The 12,894-nt window shown below is 75.8% G+C and carries 10 protein-coding genes; 6 read left to right on the top strand and 4 right to left on the bottom strand.

Annotation, left to right across the window (positions count from 1 at the left end; translation table 11 throughout):
• Positions 1 to 73 precede the first annotated feature (73 nt).
• Complete coding sequence (locus tag ANAE109_RS21830) at positions 74 to 2,038, bottom strand: hypothetical protein (RefSeq protein ID WP_041448617.1); 1,965 nt, start codon at positions 2,036 to 2,038, stop codon at positions 74 to 76.
• Positions 2,039 to 2,258: 220 nt separating this feature from the next.
• Here ANAE109_RS21830 and ANAE109_RS21825 point away from each other — a divergent pair, with 220 nt between their 5' ends.
• Together ANAE109_RS21825 and ANAE109_RS21820 are read left to right on the top strand one after the other, a co-directional pair.
• Positions 2,259 to 2,705: a response regulator transcription factor gene (locus ANAE109_RS21825; RefSeq protein WP_158305926.1), complete on the top strand. Its 447-nt coding sequence runs from the start codon at positions 2,259 to 2,261 to the stop codon at positions 2,703 to 2,705.
• Between the two features lie 73 nt (positions 2,706 to 2,778).
• Positions 2,779 to 4,803 carry an ATP-binding protein gene (locus ANAE109_RS21820; RefSeq protein ID WP_012099073.1) on the top strand — a complete coding sequence of 675 codons (2,025 nt, stop codon included), beginning with the start codon at positions 2,779 to 2,781 and terminating at the stop codon, positions 4,801 to 4,803.
• A 23-nt stretch (positions 4,804 to 4,826) separates the two neighbouring features.
• Here the strand turns inward: ANAE109_RS21820 and ANAE109_RS21815 are convergent, their stop codons facing one another.
• Positions 4,827 to 7,754, bottom strand: coding sequence for an ATP-binding protein (locus ANAE109_RS21815; protein WP_143828042.1), 2,928 nt, complete (start codon positions 7,752 to 7,754; stop codon positions 4,827 to 4,829).
• A 152-nt stretch (positions 7,755 to 7,906) separates the two neighbouring features.
• Here ANAE109_RS21815 and ANAE109_RS21810 point away from each other — a divergent pair, with 152 nt between their 5' ends.
• Entirely contained in the window at positions 7,907 to 8,164 is a 258-nt protein-coding gene (locus ANAE109_RS21810) for a hypothetical protein (RefSeq protein ID WP_041448616.1), read from the top strand.
• Positions 8,165 to 8,182: 18 nt separating this feature from the next.
• Here ANAE109_RS21810 and ANAE109_RS21805 read toward each other — a convergent pair whose 3' ends face one another.
• Positions 8,183 to 8,386, bottom strand: a complete 204-nt coding sequence (locus ANAE109_RS21805) for a hypothetical protein (RefSeq protein ID WP_041448615.1) — start codon at positions 8,384 to 8,386, stop codon at positions 8,183 to 8,185.
• 493 nt (positions 8,387 to 8,879) lie between these two features.
• On the opposite strand from ANAE109_RS21805, the gene ANAE109_RS23830 reads away from it, so the two are divergent.
• Positions 8,880 to 9,686: an IPT/TIG domain-containing protein gene (locus ANAE109_RS23830; protein WP_012099069.1), complete on the top strand. Its 807-nt coding sequence runs from the start codon at positions 8,880 to 8,882 to the stop codon at positions 9,684 to 9,686.
• An 84-nt stretch (positions 9,687 to 9,770) separates the two neighbouring features.
• Here the strand turns inward: ANAE109_RS23830 and ANAE109_RS21795 are convergent, their stop codons facing one another.
• A complete protein-coding gene (locus ANAE109_RS21795) occupies positions 9,771 to 10,019 on the bottom strand; it encodes a hypothetical protein (protein WP_012099068.1) in 249 nt (82 codons plus the stop codon).
• Positions 10,020 to 10,166: 147 nt separating this feature from the next.
• Here ANAE109_RS21795 and ANAE109_RS21790 point away from each other — a divergent pair, with 147 nt between their 5' ends.
• A complete protein-coding gene (locus tag ANAE109_RS21790; RefSeq protein ID WP_012099067.1) occupies positions 10,167 to 11,348 on the top strand; it encodes a pyridoxal phosphate-dependent aminotransferase in 1,182 nt (393 codons plus the stop codon).
• Between the two features lie 58 nt (positions 11,349 to 11,406).
• A complete protein-coding gene (locus ANAE109_RS21785) occupies positions 11,407 to 12,768 on the top strand; it encodes an amino acid permease (RefSeq protein WP_012099066.1) in 1,362 nt (453 codons plus the stop codon).
• Positions 12,769 to 12,894: the final 126 nt, after the last annotated feature.

Below are 12,894 nucleotides of genomic sequence, written 5' to 3'. Positions count from 1 at the left end.
CGAGACGCGAGCACTCAGCGATGCGCCGCGGATCGTTCGCGCGGCGACGGGGCCAGCGTTCTGGACAGCCCTCTCACGGCCCGTCGGCGCGCGAGAGGGTCTCGCGAGGCATCTCCTTGCGCGGGGTGGCGCAGGCGTCGAACGTCCGGGGGGACTCGCGCCCCTCGACATCCACCGCGGCCACGCGGAAGCAGCGCCGCTCGCCACCCTTCACCAGGGCGCTGAAGGACGTCTTCCCCGTCGAGCCGATGCGGCCGCCCTTGTCCCAGTAGACGGAGTAGACGACGCCGGGCTCGGAGGAGGGCTCCCACGTGAGCGCGACCGAGGTGACCGTCTCCGGAGCCGCCCGCAGCAGCCTCGGGGCGGCCGGCACGCCCGCGTCCGCGGTCCTCGCGCAGGCGATCCCCTGGGGCGGCGAGCGGTGGCCGGCGGCGTCGAGCGCCACGACGGCGTAGCAGGCGTCGGACGCGGGCGGGAGCCCGCGGTCGAGCCAGTCGGTGGAGGGGGCGTCGACCCGCGCGACCACCTCGCCGCCGCGCTGGATCTCGTAGCGCGTCACCGCCACGTCGTCCGTCGCGGCGTCCCAGGCGAGCACGATGTTGGACGGCGAGTTCGGGGCGACGGCGAGACGGGGCGGCGCCGACGGCGGCGTCAGGTCCGGGGTGGTCGCGCACGCGCGCTTCGACGCCGCGGACACGTTCCCGGCCGCATCATGCGCGCGGACGACGTAGCAGTACTCGCGCCCCGGTCTGAGCCCCGCCTCGGCGTGGGTGGTCGCCTCCACGAAGCCGAGCGAGTTCCGCTCGCGCAGCACCTCGTAGCGCTGGACCCCGATCTCGTCCGTCGAGGCCGTCCAGCGCAGCTCCACGCGCGTGTCCGACGTCGCGGTGACCGCCACCTCCGAGGGGACCGTGGGAGCGGTGAGGTCCGGCGTCGTCGCGCAGGCGGGGCCGCCCTCCTCGGAGCGGTTCCCCGCGGCGTCGCGCGCGCGGACCGTGTAGCAGTACCGGCCCGTGGGGCGGAGGCCCTCCTCGATCGCGGCGAGCTCCTCCGTCGACGCGACCACCTTGCCCTCGCGCAGGAGCTCGTAACCGGCGACGCCGGCGTCGTCCACGGAGGGACCCCAGCGCACGCGCACGGCGCGCTCGCCGCGGGCGTCGGCCGCGAGGGCGGTCGGGGCCGACGGCGGCGTGAGATCGGGGGTCGTCGCGCAGGCCGGGCCGGCGGCGGCGGACACGTTCCCGGCTCCGTCGACCGCGCGGACGCTGTAGCAGTAGGTCTGCGCGGGGGCGAGGCCGAGCTCCGTGAACGCGTTGTCGGAGACCCGCCCCACGACCGCGTCGCCCCGCAGCACCTCGTAGCCGCGCACGCCGACGTCGTCGCGCGACGCCTGCCAGCTCACGAGCACGTGGCGCTCGTCCCGGGCCTCGGCGCGCAGCGCGGGGGGCGCGGTCGGCGGGCTCCGGTCCGGCATGTCCACGCACACGGTCCTGGTGGAGGCCGAGCGGTTCCCCGCCCCGTCGAGCGCGAAGATCGCATAGCAGTGGCGCGAGCCCGGCCGGAGGCCGTCATCGGTGAAGGCGGTCTCCGCGACCAGGCCGGCGGCGCTGCCGTCGCGCAGGATGCGGTACGCGGTCACGCCCGCGCCGCGCTCGGCGGGCAACCACTCCAGCGAGACGCGCGTGGGCGACAGGGCGCTGGCCGAGAAGGCGCGCGGCACGGGAGGAGCGTTTGCCGCCGGCGCGAGGGCGGCGGCGGAGGCGCTCGCCGGCGAGGCGATGGCTTCGGGTCCCCCGGAGGCTCCGGGCAGGGCCGGAGCCGTCGCGGTGAGCCCCGCGCCCTCCGCCGCCCGGCGCATCGCCTCCACGTCCAGCGCGCCGTCGCCGGTCGGTGTTGCCTCGACGTGAACCTCGGCGACCGGCGCCACCGGCGCGGGAGCCGGCGCCGGAGCGCCTTCCCGAGCTCTCTCGCAGGCGACCGAGGCCACGGCGAGGACGGCGGCAAGGAAGGCGGCAGAGCGGGCGTGCGTGTTCGTCATACGTGTCCCCCTTTCGATCAGGGGAGGTCCGCGCTCAACGTGCAGAAACGAGCGCTCATGGAGCAGGCTAGCATACATCGGCATCTTCCCCATCTCGGGGGAACCATGGCTTGATCGAGAGCAAGCCGCGGGCGTCTAGCCCCGAAGAAGCCGAGAGGCCCTTCGACACTTCCGCACTCGCTGCTTGTCCCCGAGCGTTCCGGAGCCTTAAGTGCAGGCGGTGCAGCCCCCATCGACCACTCCGGAGGCGCGCGACCCCGCCAGGGCGCGCCCGCTCGTCCTCCACGTGGAGGACGACGAGGCGACGCGGTATCTCGTCGCGCGGCTCCTCACCCGCGGGGGCTTCGACGTGGTGGGGGCCGCGACCGGGCGCGAGGCGCTGGCACGGCTCGAGGACCGTCCGGACGCGATCGTCCTCGACGTGAAGCTCCCGGACATCACCGGCTTCCAGCTGTGCCGGCACCTGCGCGGAGATCCGCGCTCCGCCAGCGTGCCGATCATCCATCTCTCCGCGAGCCACCCGCTCCCGGAGGATCAGCGCTACGGCCTCGCCGTCGGGGCGGATGCCTATCTCGTCCATCCGGTGGACGGCGCGGTCCTCACCGAGACGTTGCGGCGGCTCATGGACCGCTCGACCGGGCACCCCCCTCCGCCGCAAGCGGGCTGAAGGGCGGCGGGGGTTCCCCACACCGCGCGTGAGATCGCAGCTTCTGCCGGGCGAAGGTCCGCTTCCGCACGCCATGACCCATTCCCCAACCGATCCGGGTCGCATCGACGGGCGGCGCCCGTGGGCGTTCGCCGCGGCCATCGCGCTCGCGGCGGCCGCGCTGGCGGCGACGCACCTGCTCGCGGAAATGCTCGGAGGGCCGCGCTACAGCTTCGCGCTCGCCGCGGTCGCCCTCGCCGCGGGGGTGGGGGGCACCGGCGCCGGCCTGCTCGCCGGCGTCGCGAGCGCGGCCGGCCACGCGTGGCTGTTCCTCGCGCCGAGGCAGAGCCTATGGATCGCCGACCGCGCGGACGCGCTCGGGCTGGCCGGCTACCTCGCCAGCGCCTGCGTCGTCGCCGTCGTCGTCGGAGCCTTCCGGGCGGCCCAACGGCGGGCGCAGGGCGGGCTCTCGGACGCGCGCGCCGCCGAGGAGCGGCTGCGCCTCATGACGGAGGGGCTCCACGCGCACGCGATCCTGCTCCTCGATCCGAGCGGCGCGGTCACCGGCTGGAACGCCACCGCCGAGCGGCTCACCGGCTGGCCCGAGGCCGAGATCTTCGGGCAGAGCTTCGGGCGCTTCCACCCCCCCGAGGAGCGCGACGCCGGGCGGCCGGAGCAGCTCCTGTGGCGCGCCACGCGCGACGCGCGTGCCGAGGAGGAGGGCTGGCGCGTCCGCAAGGACGGCACCCGCTTCTACGCGACCGTGGTCCTGACCGCCCTGCGCGACGCGGACGGACGGCTCACCGGCTTCGCGCACGTGATGCGGGACATCACCGAGCGGCGCCGGGCGGAGGAGGCAGAGCGGTTCTCGCTCGAGGCCGGGGCGGTGCTCGCCGAGTCGATTCACCCGGAGGAGATGCTCGAGCGGCTCGCTCGGCTCGCCGTCCCGCGCGTCGCGGACTGGTGCGTCATCGAGACCCTCGAGGGCGACCGCCAGCTCCGGCTCGTCGCGCTCGCCCACCCGGATCCCCGCCGCGAGCACGCGCTCCGGGAGCTGCGCCTCCGCTTCCCGCCCGATCCGGACACCTCGCCGGTCTGGCGAGCCCTCCGCACCGGCCAGCCGGAGGTGGCCTCCGAGGGCGACGCCGCCGCGCTCGCGGCGCTCGCGCCGGAGCCGGAGCACCGCGAGGCCCTGCGAGCGGAGGGGCTCCGCGCCTGGGTGGTCGTGCCCCTCACGGCTGGGCGGCGCACCCTCGGGGCGCTGACGCTCGCCGTCTCGACGCCGGATCGCGACTTCGGCTCGCGCGAGCTCGGCATCGCGCGCGACCTGGCGAGGCGCGCGGCGCAGGCGCTCCACGACGCGAGCCTCTATCTCGAGGCGCAGCGGGCCGGACGCGAGCGGGACGAGGTCCTCGCGATCCTCTCGCACGACCTCCGAGCCCCGCTGGGCGCGGCGTTCGCCGCCGCGCGGGCCATCCGCGCGGACACTCCGGAGGGGCCCACCGGCGAGCGGATCCGGCGCAGCGCCGTCGCCGTGGAGCGCGCCGCCGAGGCGATGTCGCGGCTCGTCGCGGACCTGCTGGACCTCGCCGGGTTGGAGGCGGGGCGGCTCGTGGTCGTCCGCCGGCCCGAGCACACGGCCGCGCTCGTGCGCGCCGCGGTGGAGGCGCAGCGGGAGGCGGCGGCTCGGGGAGGCGTGACGCTGGTCGTCGAGGCGGCGGAGACCCTGCCGGACGTCGACGCCGATCGCGACCGCGTCCTCCAGGTGCTCGGCAACCTGCTCGCGGACGCGCTCCAGGCGACGGAGGGCGGCCACGTGACCGTGCGTGCCCGCGCCGTGGAGAGCGGACGCGCCGTGGCGTTCGAGATCGAGGACAGCGGGCGCGCCATCCCCGAGGAGGAGCTCGCCCACTTCTTCGATCGGTACCGGCGCGGCCGCGGAGCGAGCGCGCGCGGCGCCAGCCTGGGGCTCGCGGTCGCGCGGGGAATCGTGGAGGCGCACGGCGGCCGCATCTGGGCGGAGAGCCGCTCGGGTCAAGGGAGCCGCTTCACGTTCACGCTGCCCGCCGCCGCGCCGTGGCAGTCGCGGTCGGCGCGCGAGGTCGCAGGGACGCGGTAGTGCGCCGGAGTCGACGGGCGCCGTCACGCGGCGCCGGCGGCGCGCTCCGACGCCGGGGATTCGACGACCGGCAGGGAGAAGCGCACGACGGTTCCCAGCCCGGGCGTGCTCTCGGCCCAGATCCGTCCCCCGTGCGCCTCCACGAGGGCGCGGGCGATGGCGAGGCCCAGGCCCGTCCCGGCGTAGGCCGCCGAGCGGCCGCGGCGGAACCGGTCGAACACGTGCGGCAGCTCCTCCGACGGGATGCCCGGCCCGGTGTCCTGGACCTCGAAGAGCACCTGGTCGCCGCGCGCGCTCGCGCCGATCGCCACGTGCCCAGAGGCCGTGGCCTTCACCGCGTTCGAGGTGAGGTTGCCGAGGACCTGCAGGATCCTGTCGTGGTCGCACGGGACGAGCGGCAGGTCGTCGGCGGCGCGCCAGCGCACGTCCAGCCCCTTGGCCTCCGCCGCCGGGCGGATCACGTCCGCCGCCTCGCGCGCGAGCGTCGAGGGGGCGTGCGCCGACCGTCGCATGGAGAGCCGGCCACGCTCGAGGCTGGCGAGGTCGAGCAGGTCGCCGATGAGCCGGTTCATCCGCTCGCCGGAGCTCGCGATGCGCGTCGCCGTGGCGCGCACGCGCTCCGGGTCCTCCGCGGCGCCGCCCCCGAGCACGCGCGCGCCCATGATGATCGCGCTGAGCGGGGTGCGCAGGTCGTGCGAGACGATGGCGAGCACCTCGTCGCGATGGTGGACCGCGTCCTCCGCCTCGCGCTGGGCGCGCCGCGTGTCGGTGACGTCCTGGAAGGCGGCGACCGCCCCGGTGATCCGGCCGAAGGCGTCGCGGATCGGCGCCGCGTTGTTCAGGATCGTGGCGCGCCCGCCGTCGAAGCGCTCGATGTCGATGAGCTCGCCCGTCGAGACCTCGCCGCGGCGCAGCGCGCGCTGGAGCGCCCAGTCTTCCGGGGCGAGCGGGATGCCGGTGGCCGCCCACGCGCCCCGGTACGCGTCGAGGGCGCCGTCGCCGCCCCAGATCTGGCGGGCGTGATCGTTCACGATGCCGGCGCGGCCCTCGGGGCCGGTGAGGATGACGCCCACGGGGAACGTCCGGAGGATCGTCTCCAGCCGGAGCCGCTCGTCCTCGGCGACCTTGCGCGCCTCGACCTGCTCGGTGACCTCCGTCACGAGGAGGAGGACGTCGCTGCCGACCTCGCCCGGGATCGCGCGCACCGACCAGCGCCACCACGCGGCGCCTCGGGCGAAGCCCTCGTGCCGGTACTCGGGCGTGTCGGCCGGGATGCCCGTGGCGCCCACGCGGCGGACCACGTCCACGAGGCCCGCCTCGCGGGCGTGCGGCACGAACTCGTCGATGCGCAGGCCCGCGATGCCGAGCTGGGCGAAGGGCGCGTCCAGGAACGACAGGAAGGTCCGGTTGGACCACTTGGCGCGCAGGTCGCGCCCGTCGAAGATGACGATGCCGGCCGGCGCCTCCCGGAACACCGCCTCGAACCGGCGGCGCTCCGCCTCGGCGAACGACAGCGACTGCGAGGCCGCGGCCTCCGCGTGCCGGCGGCCGGTGACGTCGCGGAAGCGCACGCCGACGTGCTCGAGCCTCTCGCGCTCCCGCACCGGGTGATAGATCGCCTCGAGGCAGCGCCGACCGGCGGGCAGGTCGGTCCAGAGCTCGTACTGGACGGACTCGCCGGCGAAGGCGCGCTCGGCGCGCGGCGCCATGGCCTCGAAGGCGTCCACCCCGACCACCTCGACGAGCGGGCGCCCGAGCAGATCGCCCGTGGAGAGACCGCGCATCGCGGCGTAGGCGGGGTTCACGGCGCGCAGGCGCAGCGCGCGGTCGAGGACGACCATCGGATCCGGGGAGGTCTCGAACAGCCGCTCGTGCAGCTCGAGGGAGGCGTTCGCCGCGACGAGCTTGCCGGCCATCTCGTCGAAGGCGCTCCCCAGCCGGACGATCTCGGCGGGGCCCTGCAACGGCGCGCCGGCCGTCTCGCCGCGCCCGAGCGCCTGCACGCGGCTCTGGAGCCGCTGGAGCGCGCGGGCGATGCGGCGGGTCACGACGAACGAGACGAGCACGGCGAGCGCGGCCGCGGCGGCGCTCGCCGCGGCGGCGCGCGCCATCGCCTGCCGGAAGGAGCCCGCGGCGTCGGAGTACGAGCGGCTCGCGATGGCCGCCCACCCGACGAGCTCGACCGGGACGGCCGCGGTGATCGCGTCGGTGCCCCGCCCCGCGCGGGCGACCTCCTCGCCGCGAAGCGCCCGCGCCACCGCGCCGACGTCCGGCGCTCCGCCGGCGGGGCCCCCCGCGCCGGTGCGGCGGTAGACGATCGCGCCGGTGCGATCGGCGAGGGCGATGCCGGCGCGTCCGAGCCGCTCGAAGGTGAGGGCGAGCTCGCCGAGGCGCGACGCGTCCACCGTGGCGAGCACGACTCCCGTGAGCTCGCCCTCGTCGCGGACGGCGCGGGCGATCGCGACGGTCCGCCCGCCGTCCGGTCCCGTGGCGATCGCGTCGCTCACGGCGAACTCGGCGCCCTGCAGGATGCGACGGTGGTACTCGCGGTCGGCGATGGACTGCCCGAGCAGGCGGGCGTCGCTGGAGGCGAGGACCCGTCCTTCCGGATCGAGCCACGAGAAGTCCCGGATGGAGTCGTACTCCGCGTCGGCGCGGGTCAGCAGGAAGGTCACGAGGTCCGGCTCGAGGCGGCGCGTCGCGATCGCGTCGCCGACGAACTGCTCCTGCCGCAGCACGTCGCGCACGAAGCCCTCGAACGCGCTCGATGCGGCGCGAGCGAGCTCCAGGTTGGCGCCTCGCTCTGCGGCGATGCGGTCCCGGTACACGACCACTCCCGCGCCGACCGAGATCGCCACGAACGGGACGAGCCACGCGAGCACCACCAGGACCACGCGCCCGGTGAGCGATCGCCAGAGCGGGATGACCCCCATCGACAGGAAAACCGGCACGCTCGGGGACGCATTCCGTGCACGGAAGGGGCTGTCCCCCTCGAGCGGGCTCCCGGTCGCCGGGCTGCACCGAAGGCGGTCGTCACGCCCCGTCGCAGGCCCCCGAAGCGACCGGTTGCGGGGCCGGGCGCCGCTGCCAGCTTTCTCTCGACATGATCCAGATCCGCGAGCCCCGCCTCCTCGCCCAGATCATCGAGCTCGAGCTCGTGCGGTTCCGCGAGGCGGGGCGCATCATCCGGGTGCCGCCGGCGCTGGAGGAGCTCGCCGAGGCGCTCGACCGGGTGGCCGTGATCCTCCGCCAGGCGGACGACCGGGGGCAGTCGGTCGATCTGGCCGACGAGGTGATGCGCCTCATCCAGCAGTTCCGCGGCGCGCTGCGCACCGTGGGCGGCGCGCCCGCCGAGGCGTGACCGGAGCCGCGCGAGGGATCAGCGGCGCGGCCTGAAGCGGGCCGCGTCGATGATCGACCACAGGTGGACGATCCAGCCGAGGAGCACGAGCCAGAGCAGGCCCGCGAGCACGAACATCACCAGCGCGAGGAGCGGCCGGCCCTGGATGAGCTGTCCGAGCCCGGGGATGAAGAAGCTCGCCAGCGCCGCGATCACGTTTCCGGTGGAGCCCTGTCCCGCCATCCACACCTCCTGAGAGGAACATAGCCGAGGTCGTCCCTCGACTTCGCGCCGAGGTCGGGACGGCGGTCGGGATCGGGGTCGGGGTCGTCGAGGTCGAGGTCGAGCGCGGCTCGTCCCGATCGCAGCGGCCAATGGTCGCGGGGTCGACGAGACCGGGATGACTGGCGAGCGAGGTCGCCCTCGACTCACGCGCGTCCTCGGCCGCGCCCGGATCGTCTGCTGCGTGGTCACCCCCGCGCCCGGGGGCCGAGGGGGTCGAGATTGATCGGACTTCTCGGCGGGTTCGCGCCCGGGCACGCGCCGGGGACTCCTGTTGACGAAGGGTGAATGCCGGTGTGGGCGCGCATGCGCGCGCTCGTTCGCGCCGCAGGTGCGCGAGGTGGCTGCGTGAAGGCGCAGCGTTTACAAGCCCAACGGGGACGTGGCGGAGCCTCTCGCGATCATCCCAAAGTGTCAGTCACCGGTGGTGATTGGCGCCGGAGAGGGGTTCACCATGAAGACGTTCACGGCTCTCGCGCTCGCGCTCTTCGCGCAAGCCGCGCTCGCGCAGCAGGGCAAGATCGAGATCACCCGCGCCGACGCCGATCTCGCCGGCGGCGTGCTGTTCGTCCACGGCCAGGGCTTCGGCTCCCAGCCCGCCACGGTCGTCGTCGGCAAGGCCGTCCTCACCGTGCAGAGCCACTCGCCGACGGACATCGTCGCTGCGCTGCCGGACGACCTGCAGGCGGGGACGTACCGGGTCGTGGTCGTTCGCGCGCCGGGAAACGCGAGCGCGTCGATGGACGTGACGATCGGCGCCGAGGGGGCGCAGGGTCCCGCCGGTCCTCCCGGTCCCGCTGGGCCTGCCGGTGCTGCCGGCCCGCAGGGACCACGCGGCGAAGCCGGTCCCGCCGGACCGCAGGGTGAGCGCGGCGAGACCGGGCCCCAGGGGCCGATCGGGCCGATCGGGCCGAGCGGAATGACGGGCCCGCAGGGCGAGCCGGGGCAGCCCGGTCAGATCGGTCCCATGGGCCCCGCGGGCCCGCCGGGCGAGGCGGGGCCGGAAGGCCCGAGCGGCGTGTCCGGGTTCGAGCGGCTCACCGATGCCAGGACGATCACGGCCGGCACCGGCGTACAGGCGGTCACCGCCGTGTGCCCGAGCGGCAAGAAGGCCATCAGCGGCGGAGCGCGGGCGGTGCTGCCCGGCGTGCTGCAGGGCTCCTATCCGGACGTCGACGGCCGGACCTGGATCGGCGAGTTCAAGCGCAACGGGCAGCAGTACGCGGGGAGCGTCTGGGTGATCTGCGCCTACGCCCAGTAGCAGTCCGAGGCCAGTCCTGATGCGCGCCCGGCCCGCCCACGGCGGCGCCGGGCGCGCTCGCGTCGGCCCGCACTCGCTCGCCTTTCAGCGCGAGCGGTCCCCGCCGGCCAGCCCCACCGGCAGCAGGAGGAGCGGGACCAGGATCACCGCCACCACGAGCAGCTCGCCCCAGCCCAGGCGACGCGCGAGCAGCACGTGCGCCGCGAGCACGGCGAGGGTGATGGGGAGCAGCCGGCGCTGGCGCCAGCGGCCGCTCCTCGCCCACCACGCGACGCCGACGGCCGCGAGCGCGGCGAGGAGGACGACGAGGAGCTCGAGGCGGCCCATTCCCATGCGCGGCGGATGATCGGCCGGAGCCCCGGGGCGTGCAAGCCGGGAGGGACGCTCGGGGCAGAGCAGTGGCTAGCGGGCCCCGGGCGCACGGGCCTGCCCCGGACGTGCGGCCGTTGTATGGGTAGGGACCCCCGCCCGAGGAGCCCGATGCCGCGCCATCCCCGCGTCGCCCCGACCGCCGCCGGCCTGACGCACGACGTCTACAGCGCGCTCGTGGAGCGCGCCCGCTCGCGGCCCGGTCCGATCTACCCGCTCCACGTCGGGGACACCTGGCGCGAGCCGCTCCCCGCCGCCCGCGCCGAGGCGCAGCGCTCCGCCGACACCCCGCGCCTCCACGGCTACGCGCCGGTGCAGGGCGAGCCCGGGCTGCTCGAGGCGATCCGGCGCCGGCTCGCATCGCGCCACGGCGCCGAGATCGATCCGGCCTGCCTGCAGGTCATGCCCGGCGCGACCACCGGGCTCGCCGTCGTCCTGCACGCGCTCCTCGCTCCGGGCGACGAGCTCGTCCTCCCGTCGCCGTTCTGGCCGCTCATCCGCGGCATCGCCATCTCCCGCGGCTGCACTCCGGTCGAGGTCCCCTTCTTCACGCGGCTCGACGACCGCGCCTTCGACGCCGAGGCCGCGCTCGAGCAGGCCGTCGGGCCGCGGACGGCGGCGATCTACGTGAACGCGCCGAACAACCCCTCGGGCCGGCTCCTCCCGGAGGCGGCCGCGGACGCGATCTCGACGGTGGCGCGCCGCCACGATCTGTGGGTGATCGCCGACGAGGCGTACGAGGAGCTGGTGTACGAGGGCCTGCACCGGCCGCTGTGGCGCCGGCCGGAGCTCGCCGGGCGCGTCGTCGTCACGCACACGCTCTCGAAGAGTCACGCGCTGGCCGGCGCGCGGATCGGCTACACCCACGGCCCGGCCGAGGCGATGCGAGCGGTGCGCGCCGTCCAGTTCCACGAGAGCTACTGCGCCGCACGCCCGATGCAGCTCGCGGCCGCGCGGGCGCTCGAGTCGGGCGACGCCTGGCTGGAGGAGACGCGTGCCTCCTACGCCGCCGCCGGGCGCGCCGCGGCCGCCGCCGTGGGCGGCTCGCCGCCGGAGGCGGGCACGTTCCTGTTCTTCGACGCGGCGCCCTCGTTCGCGCCGGGAGAGCGGCTCGACGGCTTCCTCGAGCGTTGCCTCGACGCGGGCGTGCTCCTCACGCCGGGGCCCGCGTGCGGCCGGGGCTTCGAGAGCTGGGTGCGGCTGTGCTTCACCGCGGTGGCCCCCGACGCGCTCTCCGACGCGCTGGCGCGGCTCGGGTCGGTGGTGAGGCGCTCGCCCGCGACGCCTCCCTGAGCGGAGAGGAGGCGCACCGGCCTCACGAGCGCCCGGACGCGCTAGGATGCGCGGCCCGATGGCCACGCCGCACCGCTCCGCCGCCTCGCCTCCGCCCGCCGGCGCGCCGCCGCGCCGCAAGATCGGCGTCCTCACCTGCACCGCGCTCGTGGTCGGGAACATGATCGGCTCGGGGATCTTCCTCCTCCCCGCGGCGCTCGCGCCGTTCGGCGCGCTGTCCATCGGCGGCTGGATCGGGACCTCCGTCGGCGCGCTCCTCCTCGCGCTCGTGTTCGCGCGCCTCGCGCGCCTCGTGGGCGGTGCGGCGGGAGGGCCGTACGTGTACGTGCGCGCGGCGTTCGGCGACTTCGCCGCCTACTGGATCGCCTGGGGGTACTGGATCGGCCTGTGGGCGGGGAACGCCGCCATCGCGGTCGCCGCGGTGAGCTACCTCGGGGCCATCGTCCCCGGGCTCGCGGGGAGGCCCCTCGCGCAGGGCGGGCTGGCGGTCGCGCTCACGTGGCTCACGGTGGGCGTCAACTGGCGCGGCGTCGCCAGCGCCGGCCGCTTCCAGCTCGTCATGACCGGGCTGAAGCTCCTGCCGCTCCTGGCGGTCGGCCTGCTCGGTCTGCCCGCCATACGCGGGGCGCATTTCCTCCCCGTGAACCCGAGCGGACAGCCCTGGCCGCACGCGCTCGCCGCGACCATGGCGCTCACGCTGTGGGCGTTCCTGGGGCTCGAGTCGGCCACCGTGCCCGGCGACGACGTCGATCGACCTTCCGTGACGATCCCGCGGGCGACCGTGCTCGGCACCGTCCTCGCCTCGATCGTCTACGTGGCCGGGACCGTGGTGGTGCTGGGCGTGGTCCCGCGCGAGGCGCTCGCCCGGGACGGCGCGCCATTCGCGACCGCCGCGACGGCCCTGTGGGGATCGTGGGCGGGGATGCTCGTCACGCTCGGCGCGGTCGCCTCGTGCCTGGGGACGCTGAACGGCTACACGCTGCTCATGGGGCAGGTCCCCATGGCGGCGGCGCGCGACGGCCTCTTCCCTCGCGCCTTCGCGCGTCAGAACGGGTTCGGCGCGCCGACGTTCGCGATCGCCGTGTCCGCCGTCCTCGTGACCCTGCTCGTCGCGGAGAACGCCGTCGGCACGCGGAGCGCAGTCGCCGTGTTCTCGTTCGTCGTGCTCCTCGCCACGCTCTCGACGCTGCTGCCGTACGCGTTCTCGGCGGTGGCGCTCGTGATCCTCCTCGCCAGCCGGGGCGAGCCGCGCGGGCGGATCGCGGGACCGATCGCGCTGGCCTCCCTCGCCTTCGCCTTCTCGGTGGTGGCCGTCGCCGGCTCCGGGCCCGAGACGGTGCTCTGGGGGTTCGTGCTGCTCCTGCTGGGGCTGCCGGTGTACGCCTGGCAGGTGATCCGCGGGCGCGCCGGGCGGCCCTGACGAGTCGGGGCGTCTCCCTCCGGGCGGGAGGTGCCGCGCTCCGGGCAGGTTCCGCGCGACGGACCACTCCCGAAGGCCACCGTGCGGTGGACCGGGCGATCGGGGACCATGCGCCGCGAGGAGGGG

It is taken from the genome of Anaeromyxobacter sp. Fw109-5 (assembly GCF_000017505.1).
Taxonomy (GTDB): domain Bacteria; phylum Myxococcota; class Myxococcia; order Myxococcales; family Anaeromyxobacteraceae; genus Anaeromyxobacter.
Note: the sequence above shows the minus strand (reverse complement) of the source record. Positions and strands in the feature narration are given on the sequence as shown.